Origin of the sequence: Cryobacterium sp. Hh7, assembly GCF_004403155.1 — a bacterium.
GTDB lineage: Bacteria > Actinomycetota > Actinomycetes > Actinomycetales > Microbacteriaceae > Cryobacterium > Cryobacterium levicorallinum.
Genome location: NZ_SOHG01000004.1, coordinates 53,629 through 76,538 on the forward strand (window position 1 = coordinate 53,629; position 22,910 = coordinate 76,538).

20 protein-coding genes are annotated in these 22,910 nt (G+C 66.0%); 19 read left to right on the plus strand and 1 reads right to left on the minus strand.

The genetic code is table 11. From position 1 onward, the window contains the following. Positions 1-108: 108 nt before the first annotated feature. Complete coding sequence (ppa, locus tag E3T43_RS00420; RefSeq protein ID WP_092106945.1) at positions 109-600, minus strand: inorganic diphosphatase; 492 nt, start codon at positions 598-600, stop codon at positions 109-111. 45 nt (positions 601-645) lie between these two features. Between ppa and tilS the strand changes: the two genes are divergently transcribed. The 19 genes from tilS (at position 646) to E3T43_RS00510 (ending at position 22,837) form a co-directional block, all read left to right on the plus strand. Further along, positions 646-1,620 carry a tRNA lysidine(34) synthetase TilS gene (gene tilS, locus E3T43_RS00425; RefSeq protein WP_134470892.1) on the plus strand — a complete coding sequence of 325 codons (975 nt, stop codon included), beginning with the start codon at positions 646-648 and terminating at the stop codon, positions 1,618-1,620. 28 nt (positions 1,621-1,648) lie between these two features. Next, complete coding sequence (hpt, locus tag E3T43_RS00430; RefSeq protein WP_092451772.1) at positions 1,649-2,221, plus strand: hypoxanthine phosphoribosyltransferase; 573 nt, start codon at positions 1,649-1,651, stop codon at positions 2,219-2,221. A gap of 82 nt (positions 2,222-2,303) precedes the next feature. Continuing rightward, positions 2,304-4,313: an ATP-dependent zinc metalloprotease FtsH gene (ftsH, locus tag E3T43_RS00435; RefSeq protein WP_134470893.1), complete on the plus strand. Its 2,010-nt coding sequence runs from the start codon at positions 2,304-2,306 to the stop codon at positions 4,311-4,313. A 6-nt stretch (positions 4,314-4,319) separates the two neighbouring features. Next, a complete protein-coding gene (folE, locus tag E3T43_RS00440; protein WP_134470894.1) occupies positions 4,320-4,889 on the plus strand; it encodes a GTP cyclohydrolase I FolE in 570 nt (189 codons plus the stop codon). After that, positions 4,886-5,776, plus strand: coding sequence for a dihydropteroate synthase (gene folP / locus E3T43_RS00445; protein ID WP_241978740.1), 891 nt, complete (start codon positions 4,886-4,888; stop codon positions 5,774-5,776). Before folE ends, folP begins: the two co-directional genes overlap by 4 nt. Next, complete coding sequence (gene folB / locus E3T43_RS00450; RefSeq protein ID WP_134443668.1) at positions 5,773-6,135, plus strand: dihydroneopterin aldolase; 363 nt, start codon at positions 5,773-5,775, stop codon at positions 6,133-6,135. Before folP ends, folB begins: the two co-directional genes overlap by 4 nt. Beyond that, complete coding sequence (gene folK / locus E3T43_RS00455; RefSeq protein ID WP_134470895.1) at positions 6,132-6,665, plus strand: 2-amino-4-hydroxy-6-hydroxymethyldihydropteridine diphosphokinase; 534 nt, start codon at positions 6,132-6,134, stop codon at positions 6,663-6,665. The genes folB and folK overlap by 4 nt, the downstream gene beginning before the upstream one ends. Further along, positions 6,662-7,138 carry a DUF3180 domain-containing protein gene (locus E3T43_RS00460; protein WP_092451784.1) on the plus strand — a complete coding sequence of 159 codons (477 nt, stop codon included), beginning with the start codon at positions 6,662-6,664 and terminating at the stop codon, positions 7,136-7,138. Before folK ends, E3T43_RS00460 begins: the two co-directional genes overlap by 4 nt. Beyond that, positions 7,131-7,667, plus strand: a complete 537-nt coding sequence (locus E3T43_RS00465) for a PH domain-containing protein (protein ID WP_241978741.1) — start codon at positions 7,131-7,133, stop codon at positions 7,665-7,667. Before E3T43_RS00460 ends, E3T43_RS00465 begins: the two co-directional genes overlap by 8 nt. Next, positions 7,664-9,319, plus strand: a complete 1,656-nt coding sequence (locus E3T43_RS00470) for a PH domain-containing protein (RefSeq protein WP_134470896.1) — start codon at positions 7,664-7,666, stop codon at positions 9,317-9,319. Before E3T43_RS00465 ends, E3T43_RS00470 begins: the two co-directional genes overlap by 4 nt. Further along, positions 9,316-10,077, plus strand: a complete 762-nt coding sequence (locus E3T43_RS00475) for a Rossmann-like and DUF2520 domain-containing protein (protein ID WP_134470897.1) — start codon at positions 9,316-9,318, stop codon at positions 10,075-10,077. Before E3T43_RS00470 ends, E3T43_RS00475 begins: the two co-directional genes overlap by 4 nt. Then, a complete protein-coding gene (gene panC / locus E3T43_RS00480; protein WP_134470898.1) occupies positions 10,074-10,946 on the plus strand; it encodes a pantoate--beta-alanine ligase in 873 nt (290 codons plus the stop codon). Before E3T43_RS00475 ends, panC begins: the two co-directional genes overlap by 4 nt. A gap of 47 nt (positions 10,947-10,993) precedes the next feature. Then, complete coding sequence (gene lysS / locus E3T43_RS00485) at positions 10,994-12,520, plus strand: lysine--tRNA ligase (protein ID WP_134470899.1); 1,527 nt, start codon at positions 10,994-10,996, stop codon at positions 12,518-12,520. Between the two features lie 13 nt (positions 12,521-12,533). Further along, positions 12,534-12,680, plus strand: a complete 147-nt coding sequence (locus E3T43_RS18575) for a hypothetical protein (protein ID WP_166789492.1) — start codon at positions 12,534-12,536, stop codon at positions 12,678-12,680. Positions 12,681-12,714: 34 nt separating this feature from the next. Continuing rightward, the gene (locus tag E3T43_RS00490) at positions 12,715-12,894 is read left to right on the plus strand and encodes a hypothetical protein (protein WP_092451794.1); all 180 of its coding nucleotides are present in this window, start codon (positions 12,715-12,717) and stop codon (positions 12,892-12,894) included. A 6-nt stretch (positions 12,895-12,900) separates the two neighbouring features. After that, complete coding sequence (cls, locus tag E3T43_RS00495; protein WP_134470900.1) at positions 12,901-14,364, plus strand: cardiolipin synthase; 1,464 nt, start codon at positions 12,901-12,903, stop codon at positions 14,362-14,364. Between the two features lie 155 nt (positions 14,365-14,519). Beyond that, positions 14,520-17,045, plus strand: a complete 2,526-nt coding sequence (locus E3T43_RS00500) for an ATP-dependent Clp protease ATP-binding subunit (RefSeq protein ID WP_134443662.1) — start codon at positions 14,520-14,522, stop codon at positions 17,043-17,045. A 294-nt stretch (positions 17,046-17,339) separates the two neighbouring features. Further along, positions 17,340-17,888, plus strand: coding sequence for an amino-acid N-acetyltransferase (locus E3T43_RS00505; RefSeq protein WP_241978742.1), 549 nt, complete (start codon positions 17,340-17,342; stop codon positions 17,886-17,888). A gap of 212 nt (positions 17,889-18,100) precedes the next feature. Continuing rightward, the gene (locus E3T43_RS00510; RefSeq protein WP_134470901.1) at positions 18,101-22,837 is read left to right on the plus strand and encodes an ExeM/NucH family extracellular endonuclease; all 4,737 of its coding nucleotides are present in this window, start codon (positions 18,101-18,103) and stop codon (positions 22,835-22,837) included. Positions 22,838-22,910: the final 73 nt, after the last annotated feature.

The following is a 22,910-nucleotide window of genomic DNA, read 5'->3' on the forward strand; positions in this document are numbered from 1 at the left end:
GAGCCCCTGTTCGTAGCGCCCGCCTGCTGTTTCGCGCTGAGGGGGCGCAAACCGTCCACCGAAACCGATTTTAGGTCGATTTGCGCCCCCTCAGGAAACTCCTGCGGGTTAGTGGCCCTCTTCGGCCAGCTTCGCGATGCCGTCAACCACGATCTGGTTGGCTTCGGCGGCGTCACCCCAGCCCTCGGTCTTGACCCACTTGTTCGGCTCGAGGTCCTTGTAATGCTCGAAGAAGTGCTCGATTTCCTTGCGGGTGTACTCCGGAATGTCGAGGACATCCTGAATGTGGTCCCAGCGCGGGTCGCCAGCCGGAACGGCAATGACCTTGGCGTCTGAGCCGCCGTCATCGGTCATGTTGAACACGCCGACCGGACGCACGGAGACGCCAACGCCCGGGAACAACGGGTAGTCGAGCAGCACGAGAACGTCGACCGGGTCACCGTCGAGGCCGAGGGTGTTCTCGAAGTAGCCGTAGTCGGTGGGGTACATAAAGCTCGTGTACAGCACGCGGTCGAGATAGACCCGGCCGGTCTCGTGGTCCACCTCGTATTTATTGCGGCTCCCGCGGGGGATTTCGATAACTGCGTCGTATTCGGCCATGGCGTTGTTTCTCCCTTGATCTAAGTCTGCGGATAACGTTACTGGATGGAATCCACCCGCCGCCCGCGTCTGACCCCGGCCATCGCCGATATTCGCCGGGCCGTGCGCGCGTTGCTGCCGACCGAGGGGCTCGTGCTTGTTGGCCTCAGCGGCGGCGCCGATTCGCTCGCGCTGGCCGCGGCGACCGCCTTCGAGGCCGGGCGCGCGGGTATCCGTGCCGGCGCGGTCATCGTCGATCACAATCTGCAAACCGGTTCAGCGGATGTCGCAGTCGCCGCCGCCGAGACCGCCCGCCAGCTTGGCCTCGACCCCGTGCTCGTCTGGAGCGTGACGGTCGACGGCGACGGAACCGGCCCGGAGGCGGCCGCCCGCACCGCACGCTATGCGGCGTTCGCTACGGCGCTCGAGCAGACCGGGGCGAGCGGCGTGCTGCTCGGTCATACCCTCGACGACCAGGCCGAAACCGTGCTGCTCGGGCTGGCCCGGGGCTCCGGGCCGACCAGCCTGCGCGGAATGGCGGCGCAAACCGGGCCGATTTTGCGACCGTTGCTGGGCATCCGTCGCGCCGCGACCCGGCAATTCTGTGCGGATACCGGTCTCGTGCCGTGGACCGACCCGCAGAATTTCGACCCGCGCTATGCCCGGGTGCGGGCGCGCGAAACCGTGCTGCCGCTGCTGGAAAGCGAGCTCGGTCCCGGCGTCGCCGTGGCGCTCGCCCGCACCGCTCAGGCACTGCGCGAGGATTCCGACGCGCTCGATGAGCTTGCCGACGCGGTCGCGCGCAGGCACTGGGCTCATGGCACGATCGACGCGGCCGCTCTCGCCGCCCAGCCGGCTGCGGTGCGGCAGCGCGTGATCCGATTGGGAGTGGAGCAGGTGTGTGGGGTGTGGCTCGACCGACGGCAGACCCTCGCGGTGGCGGCCCTCGTGACCGATTGGCATGGACAGGGGGCACTCAGCCTGCCGGGTATTAGAGTTGTACGGCAGGGCGGAGTGTTGATTTTTTCCGTGCCAGCATAAATCTGAAGAAATGGACTGCACCTTTCATATGGAACCTCGCGACATTGACGGCGACCTCACCGAGATCCTGATCAGCGAGGAGCAGATCCGCGATCGCCTGGCCGAGATGAGCCGCGAGATCGAAGCCGACTACGCCGGCACCGATCTGCTGCTGGTCGGCGTGCTCAAGGGCGCCGTCATGGTCATGGCCGATCTGGCCCGCGAACTGCGCCACCCGATCACGATGGACTGGATGGCGGTCAGCTCCTACGGCTCCGGCACGCAGTCCAGCGGCGTCGTGCGCATTCTCAAGGACCTCGACACCGACCTGTCCGGCCGCAACGTGCTCATCGTCGAGGACATCATCGACTCCGGCCTGACCCTCTCGTGGCTGCTGGCGAACCTGAAAACGCGCGGTCCGGCATCCATTGAAATCTGCGCCCTGCTGCGCAAACCGGATGCCGCGCGCGTCGACATCGACGTGAAATACGTCGGATTCAACATTCCGAACAAGTTCGTGGTCGGTTATGGCCTCGACTATGACGAGAAGTACCGCAACCTGCGCTCGGTCGGAATTCTCGCCCCGCACGTGTATTCCACCGTCGCGGCCGCCGCGCTCTAACAGCGTTCGGCTCTGCGCCCGAGTTTTCCTTTGGGCGAACACACGGCATTCCCTTGTAAACGCGCGCTAGCCTGAGGTCACCATGAACGTCAAGAAGCTACTCCGCGGCCCCATTTTGTACATTGTGCTCGCCGTCATCGCCGTCTGGGTGGGGTCAAGCCTCATCACCATGTCCGGATTTCGTGAGGTCAGCACACAAGAGGGCCTGAGCTTTCTTGAATCGGGCAACGTCGCCGAGGCGACCATCGTCGATGGCGAACAACGCGTCGACCTCACGCTGACCAAGGCCAGCGGCGACCTCGGCACCCAGGTTCAGTTCTATTACGTTGCTCCGCGTGGTGAAGAGATCATCACCGCGGTGACCGCAGCAAACCCGAAGGACGGCTTCACCGACGAGGTGCCGCAGCCCAACTGGGTGCTCTCCGTGCTGAGCTTCCTGCTGCCCGTGCTGCTGATCGGTGCCTTCTTCTGGCTCATGATCTCGATGCAGGGCGGTGGCAGCAAGGTCATGAAGTTTGGCAAGTCCAAGGCCAAGCTCGTCTCCAAGGAAAGCCCACAGGTCACCTTCGCCGACGTCGCCGGCGCCGATGAAGCCATCGAAGAGCTCGAAGAGATCAAAGACTTCCTCAAGGAGCCGGCCAAGTTCCAGGCGGTCGGAGCCCGCATCCCCAAGGGCGTTCTGCTGTATGGCCCTCCCGGGACCGGAAAGACGCTGCTGGCCCGGGCCGTGGCCGGCGAGGCCAACGTGCCGTTTTACGCGATCAGCGGCTCTGACTTCGTGGAAATGTTCGTCGGCGTCGGAGCCAGCCGCGTGCGTGACCTGTTCAGCCAGGCCAAGGAAAACGCCCCGGCCATTATCTTCATCGACGAGATCGACGCCGTTGGTCGTCACCGTGGTGCCGGAATGGGCGGCGGCCACGACGAACGCGAGCAGACCCTGAACCAGCTGCTGGTCGAGATGGACGGCTTCGACGTGAAGGCGAACGTCATTCTGATCGCCGCCACCAACCGACCAGACATTCTCGACCCCGCCCTGCTTCGTCCTGGCCGGTTTGACCGGCAGATCGGCGTTGATGCGCCCGACATGCTCGGTCGCAAGCGCATCCTCGAGGTGCACTCCAAGGGCAAGCCGATGGCCGAGGGTGTTGACCTCGAGGTCCTCGCCCGTAAAACGCCCGGCTTCACCGGCGCCGACCTGGCAAATGTGCTCAACGAGGCCGCTCTGCTGACCGCTCGCTCGAACGCCCAGCTCATCGACAACCGGGCCCTGGACGAGGCCGTCGACCGGGTCATGGCCGGACCCCAGCGCCGCACCCGCGTAATGCGCGACAAGGAAAAGCTCATCACGGCGTACCACGAGGGTGGCCACGCCCTCGTCGCGACCGCCATGAACTTCACCGACCCGGTCACCAAGATCACAATTCTGCCGCGCGGACGGGCCCTCGGCTACACGATGGTCATGCCGCTTGAAGACCGCTACTCGGTCACCCGCAACGAACTGCTCGACCAGCTGGCCTACGCCATGGGTGGCCGTGTCGCCGAGGAGATCATCTTTCACGACCCGACCAGCGGCGCGTCCAACGACATCGAGAAGGCCACCGCGACGGCCCGCAAGATGGTCACCGAGTTCGGCATGAGCGCGGTCGTCGGTCCGCTCAAGCTCGGCCAGGGTTCCGGTGAGGTGTTTCTCGGCCGCGACATGGGCCACCAGCGCGACTACTCGGAGCGTGTGGCCGAGAGCGTCGACCGCGAGGTGCGCCAGCTGCTCGAGGACGCCCACGACGAGGCCTACGAGGTTTTGATCAAGAACCGCGTGATCCTGGATGACCTCGCCACGGCACTGCTCGAGCACGAAACGCTGGACCAGACCGCTCTCGCCGAAATCTTCGCCAACGTCGAAAAGCTCCCGTCGCGCCCGCAGTGGCTGTCGAGCGACAAGCGCCCCGTGTCTGACGTGCCGCCGATCGCGATGCCGGCTCCGAAGGCTCCCATCGACGGTGCCGCCGTCGACGGTGGCATCACGAGCGGTGACGCCGCCCCCGCCAAACCGAAACGCGCGCCGGCCCGTACCCCCCGCCCCGCGACCGCTTAGGCGCCCGTGGCGGTGGACAGGGCACGCATCGAGGCGGCCGTTTCAGAGATTCTCGCTGCAATTGGCGAGAATCCGGAACGGGTCGGCCTGGAGAGCACGCCGCGACGAGTAGCGGATGCCTACGCCGAGTTCTTCGCCGGCCTGGACCAGGACCCGCAGGAGCTCTTGCAGGACTTCGTTCCGGTCGGGGACAGCACCGGGGAACTCGTGCTGCTGCGCGATATCGCCTTTCGGTCCATCTGTGAACACCACCTGCTGCCGTTCCTGGGCATCGCCCACGTGGCCTACCTGCCACGGGGCCGGGTCGTCGGCCTCGGCCGGTTGCCCGCCGTTGTTGAAACCATCGCAGCCCGGCCCCAGCTGCAGGAGCGCCTGACCGAGGAGATCGCCGGCGCATTGCAGGACGGCCTCGACCCGCTCGGTGTGCTCGTCGTGCTCGATGCCGTGCACGGCTGTGTCGGCACCCGCGGCCCACGCCAGAGCGCGAGCTCGACCGTGACCATGGCTTCCCGCGGCGTGCTGACCGAGCCGACCGCCCGCGCCGAGATCATTGCCCTGATCGCCGCGGGCCAATGACTCTGATCAGGCCAGTGACTCTGATCAGGCCAGTGACGCTCATCATGGGGGTGCTCAACGTCACACCTGACTCTTTCAGCGATGGCGGACGGTGGGCAGCAACGGATGCCGCCATCGAGCACGGACTGCTGCTGCGCGCCCAGGGCGCCGACCTGATCGACGTGGGCGGTGAATCCACTCGCCCGGGTGCCACCCGCGTCACTCCGGCCGAGGAACAAAACCGGGTCATTCCGGTCGTCACCGAACTCGCCCGGCAGGGACTGCGCCTGAGCATCGACACGCTCAACGCCTCGACGGCCCGCGCGGCAGCGAAAGCCGGAGCGAGCATCATCAACGATGTTTCCGGCGGGTTGGCCGACCCCGACATGGCTGCTGTCGTCGCCGACACTGGCCTGAACTTTGTGGCCATGCACTGGCGTGCCCATGCCCAGCAGATGGACGCCCTCACGGAGTACGACGACGTCGTCACCGAGGTCATGGTCGCGCTCACCGCCCGGGTGGACGCGTTGACCGCCGCCGGCGTGGCGCGCGAACGCATCGTGCTCGACCCTGGCCTCGGCTTCTCCAAGAAGACCGAACACAACTGGCAGCTGATCAACCGGCTGGATGCGTTCGCCTCGCTGGGGCTTCCGATCCTCGTCGGAGCCTCGCGCAAACGCTTTCTGGCGGCGGTTCTGCCGGACGGCGCTCCCGTGCAGGACCGTGACCTGCCGACCGCCGTGGTGAGTGTGCTGGCTGCACAGGCGGGCGCCTGGGCGGTGCGCGTGCACGACGTCGCCGGCACCCGCGCGGCGCTCAACGTGCTCTCCAGCGCCCGGCAGTCGACGCCACCGGCCACCAATGAATTGTCGGGCGGGCCGTTCGAGTCCGACACAATGGAACCATGACTGATTCGATCACCCTCACCGGCCTGCGGGTGAACGCCCACCACGGCGTCTACGACTTCGAGAAAGAAAACGGTCAGGACTTCGTCATTGACGTCACCGTCTGGCTCGATCTGCTCGCGGCGGCGGCGAGCGATGACGTGACCCAGACCATCCACTATGGCGAACTCGCCGAGCAAATCACCGACGCAGCCAGGCACAACCCCGTCGACCTCATCGAAACCGTCGCCGAACGCATCGCCTCCGTCGTGCTGGCCCACCCACCGGCGCTCAAGGTGCAGGTCACGGTGCACAAGCCGCAGGCTCCCATCTCCGTGCCCTTCACCGACGTGGCTGTGCAGATCACCCGGGTGCGGCCATGACCGGTGATCGAGTCGTTCTGGCCCTTGGCAGCAACCTCGGAGACCGGGAAACGACGCTCGCGAGCGCGGTGCGGGATCTCGCCGACCTGCCCGGCGCGACGCTGGTCGCAGTGTCGCCGAGCTACGAATCGGCAGCCGTGAAACTCGACGGTGTTGACGAGCGCGCCCCCCGCTATCTCAACGCGGTGCTCACGATCGATTACACCGGCGACGCCCACGCGCTGCTCGACGCCGTCAACGCCATCGAGGCCGAGCACGGCCGGGTGCGCGCCGAGCGCTGGGGCGACCGCACACTCGACATCGACATCATCGCCTTTGGCCAGCTGAGCATCGACGACGCGCGCCTCACCGTGCCGCACCCGCGCGCGGCGGAACGCGACTTCGTGCTCGCCCCCTGGCTCGACCTCGATGAGCAAGCCACCGTTCCCGGACGGGGCCTGGTGCGCGACCTGCTCGCCGCGACCGGCCAGACAGTGCGCCGGGCAACGGATGCCGCCACCCTCCACCCGGAACCGGGAACGCCGCGATGAAGCGCTCGCACGCGACCGGGCTGCTCGCGGTGTTGCTCATCGGACTCGTGATCGGCTTTTTGCTCGAGATCGCGTTCGCGGCATCCGGTGCCCCCATCGTCGTTCCACCGGTTACCCTGCCGCTAACGCTCATCCTGTTGGCGGCCGTCGTCGTCAGTCTGGCCTGGCGGGTACGTCAGGGCAGCCGACGCAAGGCGCTGCGCCGCATCGACCCGTTCTGGGCGATGCGGGTGGCCGTGCTGTCGAAGGCGACCTCACTCTCAGCGTCCCTGCTGTTCGGCGGTTCCCTCGGCATCGTGCTGTACATCCTGACCCGATCCGTGGTGCCGGCGGTCACTTCGCTCTGGCTTGCGATCGGTACGGCGATCGGCGCGGCCGTCATGCTGGCGGCCGGCCTCGTGGCCGAACACTTCTGCACCCTTCCGCCCGACGACGACACCGATACCGACGAGCCCGGAGGTACGCGTGCCTGATTCCGACGATGTGAACCCACCCGAACACGCGCGGGTCGAACCGTCGGAACGGCTCGACCTGGTCGGCGTCGGCGAGTGGAAGCGGGTTTCCCCGAAGTACGTGCTGGTCGAGATCGTCGGCACCATTGTGTTCGGCGTCGTGGTCTGCGGCGGCGCCAGCGTGCTCTGGCTGCTGCTCGAGCAGACCTGGGCCTTGTGGGTCGGCCTCGCGGTGCTCCTGATGACCATTATCAACCTGGTGTTCGAACCGCGCCGGGTGCGCTCCATCGGCTATCTGCTGCGCGAGGATGATTTGCTCTTTCGCCGCGGCATCCTCTTTCAACGCTTTGTGGCGGTGCCCTACGGACGCATGCAGCTCATCGATATCACCCGCGGCCCGGTGGCGCGCTGGCTCGGTCTGGCCGACCTCAAATTCGTGACCGCGGCGGCGACCGCCGGGGTCTCGATCCCCGGGCTGGCCGAAGCGGATGCCGAAAGTCTGCGCGACCGTTTGGTGGAGCTCGCCGAGATCCGCCGGGCGGGGCTGTGAGCGAGCCCGCCGTTCCGGCGCCACTCGCTGCACCGCGCACCGACCTCACCGACGGGCAGTGGCACCGACTGCACCCCGCGACACCACTGCTGCGCGGCGGCATTTTCATGGTGGCCGTGCTCGGCTTCGTGATCGCCAACCTGCGCGAACGGCTCATCGACCTGTTCCTGGGCGAGGAGAACTACGGCGGCGACCCGATCGATGAGATCTACCAGCGGGGCGGCACCGGGTGGGCGCTGCTCATCATCGCCGGCGTGCTGCTGGTCATAATTGTCGCGTTCTACCTGTCCTGGCGCATGCACACCTTTCGCATCAACGGGGAAATCGTCGAGGTGCGCAGCGGCCTCGTTTTTCGCAGCAACCGCAAGGCGCGCCTCGACCGGGTGCAGGGGGTGAACCTGGCTCGGCCGTTGATTCCCCGACTGTTCGGAGCCGCCCGGCTCGACATCGCCGTCGCGGGTCAGGACGGCAACGTGCAGCTGGCCTACCTCGGCTCGAAATTAGCGGATGACCTGCGCCGCGACATCCTGCACCTCGCCTCCGGCCTGCGGCAGACCAGAGCGCCGGCAGCTACACCGGACGCCGCAGATATGGCCGCGGAAGGCGCTCCGCCGACCCTGATCGGCCCGCCCACCGCGCACTCGGCCCTCGGCGGCTTCGCCACGGCGGGCTACCAGGAATTCGTGGAGCCCGAACGGGGCCCCGACGCCGCTCCGCCCGTGTCGGTCGTGCGCATTCCGCCCGGACGACTGATCGGGTCGGTCGTGCTCAGCGGCTTCACCGTCTTTCTGCTCCTGGCCGGCATCGGGCTGATCGTCAGCGTGATCGCCGGCAGCAGCGGCTGGGTGCTCGTGGCCGTGCTTCCCGGCCTGATCGGCAGCGTCGGCTACTACTTCTCGCGCATCACCAAGCAGCTGCGGTTCACGATCGCGGGCACGGCTGACGGTGTGCGGGTCGGGTTCGGCCTACTCTCCACGAGCAGCCAGACCCTGCCGCCCGGGCGCATCCACGCCATCAAGGTGTCTCAACCCATTCTGTGGCGTCGTTTCGGCTGGTGGCAGATCAACATCAACACAGCGGGGCACGCTGCCGGGGCGAGCGCGGGTAATCCAACGAGCACGGTGCTTCTGCCGGTCGGCACCCTCGCCGACGTCGAGAAGGTGCTCGAACTGGCCCTCCCCGGCTTCACCACCGATACCCATGGGGCGCTGGTCGAAAACGGCATGCTCGGCGGCCGCAAGGCTGATTCCGGAGTCGCCGATGTCTACAGCAATGCGCCACCGCGAGCGGTCTGGCTGCGACCCTTCTCCTGGTGGCGCACCGGCTGGGCGGTCTCGGGCAATGTCGCCCTGATCCGCCGCGGGGTGCTCTCCCGCGACCTGATCCTCGTGCCGCTCGCCCGCATGCAGGGTGTGAGCGTGCGGCAGGGCCCGATCAAGCGTCGGCTGCGCCTCGCCTCGGCCGACCTGCTCGCGGTCGCCGGCCCGGTCACGGCGTCGCTCAGCGTCATCGACGTCGATGAAGCGCTCGTGCTTTTCCAATGGATGTCCACCGGCGCGGTCAGCTCGGCGCTCGCCGACACCAGCCACCGCTGGAGCCGGGCCGACGAGGCCCCGAAGCCAGCCGCAGATCAATACGGAGAGACAGAATGAACGCCAAACCCGGCCGCCTCGGCGTCGGAATCATCGGAGCCGGCCACGTCGGCCCCGTTCTCGGCGCCGCACTCGCGGGTGCCGGCCACGCGATCGTAGGCATCTCGGCGATCTCGCAGGCCAGCCGTGATCGGGCCGAAGCCATCCTGCCGCTCGTGCCGATCCTCACCGTGCCCGAGGTGGTCGAACGCAGCGAGCTGGTCATCATCGCGGTACCCGATGCCCAGCTGGAGAGTCTGGTGCAGGGCCTCGCCGTGACGAACACCTGGCAGCCCGGCCAGCTTGTGCTGCACACCTCCGCCCGCTTCGGCACCGCGGTGCTCGCGCCCGCCCAGGCAGCCGGAGCGATCCCACTCGCCATCCACCCGGCCATGGCCTTCACCGGCACGAGCCTCGATTTGGCCCGGCTCGCGGACAGCTATTTCGCGGTGACCGCGCCCGGCCCGGTGCTGCCGATCGGGCAGGCGCTCGCGGTGGAGATGGGCGGCGAACCGCTCATCGTCGCCGAGGCCGACCGTGCCAGCTACGCCGAAGCCATCGAGATCGCCACCGCATTCTCCACGTCGATCGTCGAGCAGGCCACGCGACTGCTCGCCGGAATCGGGATGGAGCAGCCGGGAGCCGTGCTGGGGCCGCTGCTGCGCTCCGCGATGGAGAACGCCCTCGGGCGCACGAGCCCGGAACGCCTCGACCTGACCGGGCTGGACGAAATCGCGCCCAGGCAGCATCCGCTTGACGACGACCGGACAATCGAATGAGCACGCCCGAAGTGATCAGCACCATCACCGCCCTGCAACACCGGCTCGGTCAGGCCCGGGGCCGTTCGGCGCTGGTCGGCGGGGACACCCGCATCGTGCTCGTGCCGACCATGGGGGCCCTGCACGCCGGGCACCTCGCGCTGGTGCGGCGGGCGCACGCTCTGGGCGACATCGTGGTGGTGTCGATCTTCGTGAACCCGCTGCAGTTCGGCGCCGGCGAAGACCTCGAGCGGTACCCGCGCACCCTCGATGCCGACCTGGCCACCCTCGCCGACGAGAACGTTTCGGTCGTGTTTGCGCCCACGGCCGGCGAAATGTATCCAGAAAGCGCGAACGGCACGCGGGTGACCGCCGGCCCGATCGGCAGCGCCTACGAGGGAGCTGCGCGCCCGGGCCACTTCGACGGCATGCTCACGGTCGTCGCGAAACTGCTGGGCATCGTGGCACCGGATACGGCGGTGTTCGGTCAAAAAGACGGCCAGCAGGTTTTTCTCGTGCAGAGCATGGTTGCCGACCTCAACCTGCGCACCGCGATCGAGGTCGTCGAGACGGTGCGCGAGCCGAGCGGGCTGGCCCTCTCGAGCCGCAATCGCTACCTCGACGACGCCCAGAATACGGCGGCGCAAGCCCTGTTCGCCGGGCTCCGCGCGGCCGTGCAGGCGGCGCTGGCCGGACCCGCCGCCGCCCTCGCTGCCGCACACGCACGCATTGCAGCCCAGCCGCTGGTTAAACTGGACTATCTCGTGATCGTGCACCCGCAGACCTTTGTACCGGTCGACGACGCCTATCGCGGACCGGCCCGGATTCTCGTGGCCGCGCGGGTCGGTACCACCCGGCTGATTGACAACGTGCCGCTTGCCCTCGGGTAGGCAGCATCCGCTTTATTTCTGAACTGACAGCACCAACGGAGAACCGTATGAGCCAGAACACCCCGCCCATCTCGACCGACGTCGAGGGCTTCTCCGACGCAGAAATGAACGAGCAGAAGGCCGTGCGCCTCGGCAAACGCGACCGCCTGAACGCGGCGGCCGCCAGCCCGGCCGGCGGCGCGTACCCGGTGTCGGTTCCGGTGACCCACACCATTCCGGCCGTGCGCGCCGAATTCGGCACGCTCGAAGCGGATGCCGTCACCGGCGTCATCGTCGGCCTGGCCGGCCGCATCGTGCACCTGCGCAATACCGGCAAGCTGTGCTTCGCCAGCCTGCAGTCGGGCGACGGCACCCGCATCCAGGCCATGGTTTCGCTCGCCGCCGTCGGGGACGAGTCACTGGCCGCCTGGAAAGACCTGGTCGACCTCGGCGACCACATTTTCGTTACCGGCGAGGTCATCTCGAGCCGCCGCGGCGAACTGTCGATCATGGTCACCGATTGGCAGGTCGCCGCGAAGGCGCTGCTGCCGCTGCCGAACCTGCACTCCGAGCTCAGCGAAGAAACGCGGGTGCGCAGCCGCTACCTCGACCTGATCAGCCGCGAGCAGGCCCGCACCAACGTGCTATCCCGTTCGAAGGCCGTCGCGAGCCTGCGCAAGACGTTCACCGACCTCGAGTTCATCGAGATCGAGACCCCGATGCTGCAGGTCATGCACGGTGGGGCATCCGCTCGCCCATTTCAGACCCACAGCAACGCCTTCGACACCGAACTGTTTCTGCGCATCGCGCCGGAGCTGTTTTTGAAGCGGGCCGTGGTTGGCGGCATTGACCGGGTCTACGAGATCAACCGCAACTTTCGCAATGAGGGCGCCGACTCCACCCACTCGCCCGAGTTCGCGATGCTCGAGGCCTATGAGGCGTACGGCGATTACAACTCCATCGCCGACCTCACCCAGAAGCTGATTCAGGATGCCGCCTTCGCGATTGCCGGATCATACGTGGTCACCTGGGCCGACGGTACCCTGTTCGACCTCGGCGGCGACTGGGACCGCATCGGCATGTACGACAGCCTGTCCACGGCGGCCGGTATTACGATCACGCCCGAGACGCCGCTCGCCGACCTCGTCGCGATCGCCGATCGCGAAGGCATCGAGATCGACCACCCGATTCACGGCAAGTACGTCGAAGAGCTCTGGGAGCACTTCGTTAAGGGCGACCTGGTGCGCCCGACCTTTGTGATGGACTTTCCCATCGACACGAGCCCGCTCGTGCGCGGCCACCGCTCGGTGGCCGGCGTGGTCGAGAAGTGGGACCTGTACGTGCGCGGCTTCGAACTGGCCACCGGCTACTCCGAGCTCGTCGACCCGGTGGTGCAGCGGGAACGCTTCATCGAGCAGGCCAGCCTGGCCGCCGGGGGAGACCCGGAGGCGATGCGCCTCGACGAAGAATTCCTCCGCGCTCTCGAATACGGCATGCCGCCAACCGGTGGCATGGGCATGGGTATCGACCGTATGCTGATGGCCCTGACCGGCCTCGGCATTCGCGAGACAATCCTCTTCCCGCTGGTCAAGTAGTTAGTAGGTACTCATGAGCTATCTCCCCAAAGACGAATTAGAGCCCGACAAGGGCGGGCGCAAACCGCCGTCGATGAACCGCATCGCGATCTGGGTGATCGTCAGCGGCGTCGGCGTGTATTTTCTCGGCAGCGGAATCTACGGCATCCTGACCAAGTAGGGGCTTCGCCAGCCTTTACGCGTAGTCTGGGGGTGTGATTGAGAACTTCTGGGGTAACGCGCTCTTTTCGGTCGTGCCCACCATTGCGCTTGGCCTCATCTTCTGGATGCTGATGCGCTCAATCCTGCGCGCCGATCGCACCGAACGTAAGGTGTACGCCCAAATCGAAGCCGAAGAACGCGCCCGGCTCGGTCTCGACAAACCGACCACCTAAGTACCAATGTTCGGCATCGACGGCCTGACCATCACCGTTCTGCTGGCCCTGATCATCGACTTTTCCGTGCGCGTCGTGGCCATCATCGTGGTCCCTCGCAACCGCCGCCCGATGTCGGGCATGGCCTGGTTGCTGACCATTTTCTTCATCCCGTACCTCGGCGTGCTGCTCTTTCTGCTGATCGGCTACCGCACCCTGCCGAAGAAGCGCCGATTGATGCAGGATGAGATCAACCAGTTTATCCTCGACAGTACCGAGGGCATGGAGCTGGTGCGCCGTGACCACCCGTGGCCCAGCTGGCTAGAATCGGTCGTTGAACTCAACCGCAACCTCGGGGCGATGCCGCTCGTCGGCGACAACACCGCGAGCCTGATCAACGACTATCAGCTGTCGTTCGACACGATGATTGCCGACATCGACCTGGCCAAGAAATACGTGCACGTCGAGTTCTACATTCTCTCGCTCGACCACACCACCGCGCCGTTCTTCGACGCCCTCGAGCGGGCGCACCGGCGCGGGGTCAGCGTGCGCGTGCTGATGGACCACATCCAGTCAATGCGCAAGCCGGGTTTTCGCCAGACCAAGAAACGGCTGACGGATGCCGGTGTCGACTGGGAACTCATGCTTCCGGTGCAGCCGTTCAAGGGTAAATGGCAGCGACCCGACCTGCGCAACCACCGCAAGCTGCTCATCGTCGATGGCCTGGTCGGCTTCATGGGGTCGCAGAACATCATCGACCGCACCTACAACATGCGCAAGAACATTCGTCGGGGTCTGAAGTGGAAGGACTTCATGACCCGGCTGGAAGGCCCGATCGTGTCGGGGCTCAATGCCATCTTCATCACCGACTGGTACAGCGAAACCAATGAGCTGCTCACCCGTGACATTGAGCCGGTGCACCCTCGGCCGGTGACCGATGCCCTCGACTGCCAGGTCGTGCCGAGCGGCCCGGGGTTCAAGGGTGAGAACAACCTGCGCCTGTTTCTCGCGTTGCTCTACTACGCGCAGGACCGCATCATCATCACGAGCCCGTACTTCGTGCCGGACGAATCGATCATGTACGCCATCACGACCGCCGTGCAGCGAGGGCTTCGCGTTGAGCTGTTCGTCTCGGAGATCGGCGACCAGGCCGTGGTTTATCACGCCCAGCGCTCGTACTATGAGGAATTGCTGACCGCCGGCGTGCACATCTACATGTACAAGGCGCCGTACATTCTGCACGCCAAGCACTTCACGATCGACGATGAGGTCGCCGTCGTCGGCTCGAGCAATATGGACCAGCGCTCCTTCAGCCTCAACATGGAGGTCTCGCTCATGGTGCGCGGCCGGTCGTTCGTGCGCAACCTCCGCGCGATGGAGGATGAGAACCGATTGAACAGTCGCGAGTTGACCCTCGAGGAGTGGCGCAAGCAGCCGCTGCGCTCGACCATCCTCGACAACCTCGCCCGGCTCACTTCCGCCGTGCAGTAGCGCCCGGTCAAGCGGATGCTGCGCGCGGGCCCAGCGCGCAGCATCCGTCACGCTGTGCTTATCACGCCTACGGCGAACAAACGCCCGCGGGCGGCGCAGGCTGGTTATTCTCGATGTAACGGCACCAACTGCCCTGGCGCCAAGGGAGCGATCATATGTTTGAGAGATTTACCGACCGAGCTCGTCGCGTCGTCGTTTTGGCCCAGGAAGAGGCCAAGATGCTCAACCACAACTACATCGGCACCGAGCACATTCTGCTCGGGCTGATTCACGAGGGTGAAGGCGTCGCCGCGAAGGCTCTGGAGAGCCTCGGCATCTCGCTGGATGCCGTGCGCGAGCAGGTACAAGACATCATTGGCCAGGGGCAGCAGCAGCCCACCGGCCACATTCCCTTCACGCCGCGGGCGAAGAAGGTTCTCGAGCTGAGCCTGCGCGAAGCGCTGCAGCTCGGCCACAACTACATTGGCACGGAGCACATCCTGCTCGGCCTCATTCGCGAGGGCGAGGGCGTGGCCGCCCAGGTTCTCGTCAAGCTCGGCGCCGACCTCAACCGCGTGCGCCAGCAGGTCATCCAGCTCCTCTCCGGTTACCAGGGCAAGGAGCAGGTCGCGGTCGGCGCCAACGAGCAGGCGGCCAACACGGCCGGCAGCCAGGTGCTCGACCAGTTCGGCCGCAACCTCACCCAGATGGCCCGCGACAACAAACTCGACCCGGTCATCGGACGCGAGAAAGAAATCGAGCGGGTCATGCAGATCCTCTCGCGTCGCACCAAGAACAACCCCGTGCTGATCGGTGAGCCCGGCGTCGGCAAGACCGCCGTCGTCGAGGGGCTCGCCCAGGCGATCGTCAAGGGCGATGTGCCCGAGACGCTCAAGGACAAGCAGCTCTACTCGCTCGACCTCGGCTCGCTCATCGCCGGCAGCCGCTACCGCGGTGACTTCGAAGAGCGCCTGAAAAAGGTCACCAAGGAGATCCGCACCCGCGGCGACATTATCGTCTTCATCGACGAGATCCACACCCTGGTTGGTGCGGGCGCCGCCGAGGGTGCCATCGATGCCGCATCCATTCTCAAGCCGTTGCTGGCCCGTGGTGAGTTGCAGACCATCGGTGCGACCACCCTCGACGAGTACCGTAAGCACTTCGAGAAGGATGCCGCGCTCGAGCGACGCTTCCAGTCCATCCAGGTGAACGAGCCGTCGCTGCCGCACACCATTAACATCCTCAAGGGACTGCGCGACCGCTACGAAGCGCACCACAAGGTGTCCATCACCGACGGTGCCCTCGTGGCCGCGGCGAACCTCGCCGACCGCTACGTCTCCGACCGGTTCCTGCCCGACAAGGCCATCGACCTGATCGACGAGGCCGGCGCTCGCCTGCGCCTGTCGATCCTGTCGAGTCCGCCGGAGCTGCGCGAATTCGACGAGAAAATCGCCGTGGTTCGTGCCGCCAAGGAACTCGCCATTGAGGAGCAGGACTTCGAGAAGGCCGCCGGCCTGCGCGACGAGGAGAAGAACCTCCTCGGCGAGCGTCTGCGCCTGGAGAAGAAGTGGAAGTCCGGCGACGTCAAGACCACCGCGGTGGTCGACGAAGGCCTGATCGCCGAGGTTCTGGCCCAGGCCACCGGCATTCCGGTGTTCAAGCTCACCGAGGAAGAGTCCTCGCGGCTCGTCTTCATGGAAAAGGCACTGCACCAGCGCGTCATCGGTCAGGAAGAGGCCATCTCGGCGCTCGCCAAGACCATCCGTCGTACCCGTGCCGGCCTGAAGGACCCGAAGCGTCCCTCCGGATCCTTCGTCTTCGCCGGTCCCACCGGTGTCGGCAAGACCGAGCTCGCCAAGGCGCTCGCCGAGTTCTTGTTCGACGACGAGGCCGCCATGATCTCGCTCGATATGAGTGAGTACGGCGAGAAGCACACCGTGTCGCGCCTGTTCGGTGCGCCTCCCGGATTCGTCGGCTTCGAAGAGGGCGGTCAGCTCACCGAGAAGGTGCGGCGCAAGCCGTTCTCCGTGGTGCTGTTCGACGAGATCGAGAAGGCTCACCCCGACATCTTCAACTCCCTGCTCCAGATTCTGGAAGAGGGCCGGTTGACGGATGGTCAGGGTCGCGTCGTCGATTTCAAGAACACCGTCATCATCATGACTACCAACCTCGGCACCAAGGACATCTCGGGCGGACCGGTCGGCTTCCAGCTGGAAGGCGACACCACCACCGGGTACGAGCGCATGGCCGGCAAGGTCAAGGACGAGCTGAAGAAGCACTTCAAGCCCGAGTTCCTCAACCGCGTGGACGAGATCATCGTGTTCCCGCAGCTGACCAAGCCCGAGCTGCTGCAGATCGTCGACCTGTTCATCAAACGTCTCGGCGTGCGTCTGCTCGACCGCGACATGACCGTCGAGGTCACCCTTGCGGCCAAGGAACACCTGATCGAGGTCGGATTCGACCCGACGCTCGGTGCTCGTCCGCTGCGCCGCGCCATCCAGCGCGAGGTGGAGGACCGCCTGTCGGAGAAGATCCTGCAGGGTGAGCTCAACGCCGGAGACCACGTGCACGTGGACTTCGTCGACGGCAAGCTCGTCTTCACCACGACGACCCGGGCAGATTCGGTCGGCGTCGGAGTGAACACCGCAGCCGCCGTCGGCACCGGTCCGGCCACCCCCGACCTGGCGATCACGAGCGACTAAGTTTCACCCCGCGCTAGTTCAGCGGCAGAAGGCCCGGCAGATTCGTCTGCCGGGCCTTTTCCATGCCCCCAGCACCGGCTGGCGTGCATAACTCCTGCAATTTCTATGGCTTCCCGCCAACTTCCGCGTCCTTCCGGGGGTGGCCGGGCGGCGCATCCGTTCTGGTGGGGGCGAAAAGTGGGGGCGAATTCAGAAAGGACGGGGGCGGCGGGCGGCTGCGGCGGCGGAATCCCGCGGCACGATCCCTAGACTGGTGGTCTGATCCTGATTTAGCCACGAGAGGGGCCGATAGGCGTGACCGTATTGCAGCAGAGGGCACCGGAACAACCCGAACTGGAGTATTCGGTGCGCCGCGCCCGCACGAGTGACGTTCCCGGCATCGAAGCGCTGGTCGAACCGCTCGTGCAGCAGCGCATCCTGCTCGGCAAGGACCGGGTCGTGTTCTACGAGGCGGTGCAGGAATTTCGGGTGGCCGTTGACTCCTCAGGGAAGCTGATCGGCTGCGGCGCCCTGCACGTCATGTGGGAAGACCTCGGCGAGGTGCGCACCCTCGCCGTCGACGCGAACTGGCTCGGCCACGGCGTCGGCTACACCATGATGCAACGCCTCGAAGCGGATGCCCGCGACCTCGGCTTGAGCCGACTGTTCTGCCTGACCTTCGAGGTGGGCTTCTTCACCCGCAACGGCTTCAGCGACATGGGTACCGAAACCGTCGATCCGGCCATCTACGCCGAGCTCGTGCGGTCTCCCGATGAGGGCGTCGCGGAGTTTCTCGACCTGGCACGGGTGAAGCCGAACACGCTCGGCAACACCCGCATGGTGAAGCGCCTGACTCGTTCCTGAACCGGCGGAATTCTGCGTGACCGGCTCGATCGCGGCTATCTGTGCTGCGTGGCGCCGATTTCAGCTGCGCATACGAGCAAAATGAGCGCAGTTCACCCCCCGGACACGGCCCGTCACTAGGCTGCGAACTATTGCACCGGCCGGAACCACTCCACGGGGCGCAAGACCCTGGGTGCAATGAGACGACCATCGTTCAATGAATGAGGAGATCCATGTCATCCGCCGTTCGCAGCCGTTCGAGGCTGGTTTTCGCCACACTTCTGGGGGTAAGCCTCGCGGCCGCTCCGATCATTGCCATACCGGCCAGCGCCAACACCGCCGGCACCGGAGTCGTCATCAACGAGGCCTACCTGAACGGGGGCAGCTCGGGTGCGACCTACCTGAACAAGTTCGTCGAGCTGTACAACCCGACCAACGCCGACGTCTCGCTCGACGGCACGTCGATTCAGTATCGCGCGTCGGGCTCGACGTCGAATCCGACCTCGGTCCTCGCGTTGACCGGCACCATCGCCGCCGGAGGCTACTACCTCGTACAGGGCGGCTCGAACGCGACAAATGGCGCGTCGCTCCCAGAAGCGGATGCCGCCTCCGGCATCTCCTTCGCCGGCGCCTCCGGCACGATCTTCTTCGCCAGCCAGTCCGCGGCGCTGTCTGCGCCCGCCATCGGCTCGCTCACCGGGCAGCCCGAGATTCTCGACCTGATCGGTTACGGCAGCTCGAACACCTACGAGGGAACGGCCGCAGCCAACGCATCCGTCACCACCTCGGTGAACCGCACGAACTTCATTGACACCGATGTCAACGCCGCCGACTTCAGCTCGGCCACGCCAACGCCGACAAACACGGCAGGCGAGACCGGCAGCCCGGTCGACCCAGAACCAGACCCCGACCCAACCCCGGTTCCCGACGAGCTCACCGCGATCAACGCGATCCAGGGAACGACCGATACGAGCCCGCTGGCCGGAACCGTCGTCAAGACGTCCGGCGTCGTCACGGCCGCCTACCCGACCGGCGGCTTCAACGGCTTCTACCTGCAGACCGCCGGGACCGGCGGCGATATCGACTTCGCCAGCCACACCGCTTCGCACGGCGTCTTCGCGTACTCCAACTCGGCCACCGCCGACGTGAAGATCGGCGACCACGTGCAGGTCGTCGGCACCGTCGTGGAGTTCTTCGGCCTGACCGAAATCACCTTCAGCACCGTTGACGATGTCACCCAGCTCGCGGGCACCGACGTAGCCCTGCCGACACCGGTCACGGTATCCCTGCCGACCAGCGAGGCGCAGCGGGAAACCCTCGAGGGCATGCTCATCGCGCCCCAGGGTGATTACACCGTCACCAACAACTACACGACCAACCAGTACGCCGAGATCGGCCTCGCCGCCGGAACGACGCCGCTGGTGAACCCGACCGTGACGGCACTGCCCGGCTCGGCCGAGTACACGGCGGCCATCGCGGCCAACGCCGCACGCGCCGTGACCCTCGACGACGGTGCGAGCACGAACTACCTCTCCAGCACCAACCAGGGAACCCCGGTTCCGTACCTCACCGTCGCTGACCCGCTGCGCATCGGTGCGGCCGTGACCTTCACCACGCCCGTGATCTTGGACTACCGCAACTCCGCGTGGAAATTCCAGCCCACCACGGCGCTCACCGCGGCAAACGCCGCCACGGTCCAGCCGGCCACGTTCGCCAATACCCGCACGGAGGCTCCCGAAGATGTGGGAGGGGACATCCGTCTGGCAAGCTTCAACGTCTTGAACTACTTCTCCACCGTCGGTGATTCCCTCGTCGGCTGCTCGTACTACAGCGACCGGGCCGGGAACCCGATAACCGTGCGCAGCGGATGCGACGCCCGCGGCGCCGCAAACACTGTCAACTTCGAACGCCAACAGGCGAAGATCGTCGCGGCCATCAACGCCCTCGACGCCGACGTTGTCTCGCTCGAGGAGATCGAGAACTCGGCAGCCTACGGCAAGGACCGCGACGACGCCCTCGCCAACCTGGTGAACGCGCTAAACGCAGCGGTCGGCAGCACGGCCTGGGCCTTCGCGGCCTCGCCCACCGAGCTCCCCGCCAACGAAGACGTCATCCGCACCGCTTTCATCTACAAGGTCGATACGGTCGAAACCATGGGTGGGTCCAAAATTCTCACCGGCTCCGCCGCATTCAGCAATGCCCGCCAGCCGCTCGCCCAGGCGTTCCAGCTGGTCGGCGACACAAACAGCTCGTTCCTTGCCATCGTCAACCACTTCAAGTCGAAGGGCTCCGGAACCGGGGTCGACGCCGACATGAAAGACGGCCAGGGTGCCTCGAACGCTTCCCGGGTGAACCAGGCCACGGCCCTCGTGGCCTTCGCCGACGATCTCACGGCCAGCACCGGTATCGACCGGGTGTTCCTCACGGGCGATTTCAACGCCTACGACCTGGAAGACCCGATCAGGGTGATCACCGACGCCGGGTACATTAACCAGGGCGCCAAGACCGGCGAATACAGCTATGCCTTCGGTGGCACGGTCGGCTCGCTCGACCACGTGTTCGCTTCGCCCGAAGCGGATGCCACGGTCAACGACGTCGACATTTGGAACATCAACTCCGTTGAATCGGTGGCCCTCGAGTACAGCCGGTACAACAACAACGTGACCGACTTCTACGTTGCCGACGCGTACCGCTCCTCCGATCATGACCCGGTCGTACTCGGACTCAACCTCGCCGCGCCCACCTCGGTGGAGCTCAACCTGCTGAACATCAATGACTTCCACGGACGCATCGACGCCAACACCGTCAAATTCGCGGGAACCATCGAGCAACTGCGGGCCGAGTACGGCGACGCGAATTCGCTGTTCCTCTCGAACGGCGACAATATCGGTGCCTCGCTGTTCGCATCGGCATCGCAGAACGATCAGCCGACGATCGACGTGCTGAACGCCCTCGATCTGGCCGCCTCTGGCGTGGGCAACCACGAGTTCGATCAGGGCTTCGCTGACCTCGGGGCACGAGTGGCCGATGCTGCCAACTTCGACTACCTCGGAGCCAACGTCTACAACGCGGGCACGGAAACGCCCGCGATGCAGGAATACGCCCTCATCGATGTTGCCGGCGTGATGGTTGGCGTTATCGGCGCGGTGACGGAAGAGACCCCCTCCCTCGTCTCGCCGAACGGTATCGCGAGCCTCAGCTTCGGGGACCCTGTTGCCGCAGTCAACCGCGTTGCCGCGCAGCTCACCGACGGCGACCCCGCCAACGGCGAAGCGGATGTCCTGATCGCCGAGTACCACGAGGGTGCCGGCGCCGGAATTCCGGATGGCGCCACGCTCGAGCAGGAACTCGCCGCCGGCGGGGCCTTCGCGAGCATCGTGAATGACACCTCGGCCGAGGTCGACGCGATCTTCACCGGTCACACGCACAAGCAGTACGCCTGGGACGCCCCGGTTCCCGGCGCGGCCGATGGCGCCACGCGCCCGGTGCTGCAGACGGGCAGCTACGGCGAGAACATCGGCCAGGTTGTGCTCAGCTATGACGTGGCCTCCGGTGACACGACCACGGTGAAGAACCGCAACGTGGCCCGCTCGACCGTTGCCGATGCCGACCTCGTGGCCGCGTACCCGCGCGTCGCCGAGGTTCAGGCCATCACCAACGCCGCGTTGGCCGAGGCCGCGATCCAGGGCAACGTGCCCGTGGGTTCGGTCACCGCCGACATCACCCGGGCGTGCCTCGGTGGAGTCGCGCCGTGCGCCGAAAACCGGATGGCGCCATCCACTCTGGGGACGCTCGTGGCCAACTCGCTGCGCGCGTCGCTGGCCGACCCCACTATCGGCGGTGCCGAGATCGGCGTCGTCAACCCCGGTGGAATGCGTGCCGACCTCTCGCTGTCTCCTGACGGCGTGGTGACCTACGCCGAGGCGAACGCGGTGCTGCCGTTCCTGAACAACCTCTGGACGACGAGCCTGACCGGCGCACAGTTCAAGACCGTTCTCGAGCAGCAGTGGCAGACCAACGCCGACGGCACGATTCCGAGCCGGCCGTTCCTGCAACTCGGCTTGAGCGACAACGTGAACTACACCTTCGACGCGTCACGAGATGCCGGAAGCCGCATCACGGGCATCTGGATCGACGGTGCCCAGATCGACCCGGCGCAGTCCTACCGCATCGGTTCGTTCAACTTCCTGCTCACCGGTGGCGACAACTTCCGAGAGTTCACGAAGGGAACGGATACCCGCGACTCGGGTCTCGTCGACCGCGACGCCTGGATCTCTTACATTCAGGCCAACAGCCCGCTGTCCCCGTCGTTCAAGGCCAGCCAGGCTTCGATCACCGGCGCCCCCACGGCCGCGGTCAGCCCGGGTGACACGATCACCTTCACGGTTGGCAGCCTCAACCTCACCTCGCTCGGCGCCCCGAAAAACACCCAGCTCACGCTGAGCTGGTCGGGCACCGACGTCGGTACGGCATCCGTTGATTCGACGGGCGCAGCCATCGTCACCGTCACGGTGCCGGCCGATGCCGTCGCGAGCAGTGTCCTCGAGATGACCGCGGTTGAATCGGGCACGATCGTGCGCCTCGCCGTTGCGGTAACCGTGAGCACCGAACCGGGAGATGCGCCGACCGCAGCCCCAGCGAAGGATCTCACCAAAAAGCTGCGGAACGCGATCGACACCGACCGGAACTCCTATCGGGCCGGTGACACGGTCGCTGTCGAGGTTGGTGCCTCGCACGCCGGCGAGTACGTGTCGGTGTGGGCCTACGACAAGAAGAAGGCCGCCAACCTCGGCGGCTGGTTGCTCGTCAGCGCAGAGGGCACGGTGAGCGTCACACTCGCTGACGGCCTCAAGCACGGCAAGTACAGCGTGTCCGCGCAGAACGCTGACGGTGACGTAATCGGCTGGACCGACGTCAGGGTCGACCACGCCAAGAAGGCACCGAAGCCGCCGAAACCAGGGCGCCGGTAAGCCATGGTTTGTGCCGGGGCCCGCTCGCACCGTTTCGGTTGCGGGCGGGCCCCGGCCTGTTCCGGCGGCAATT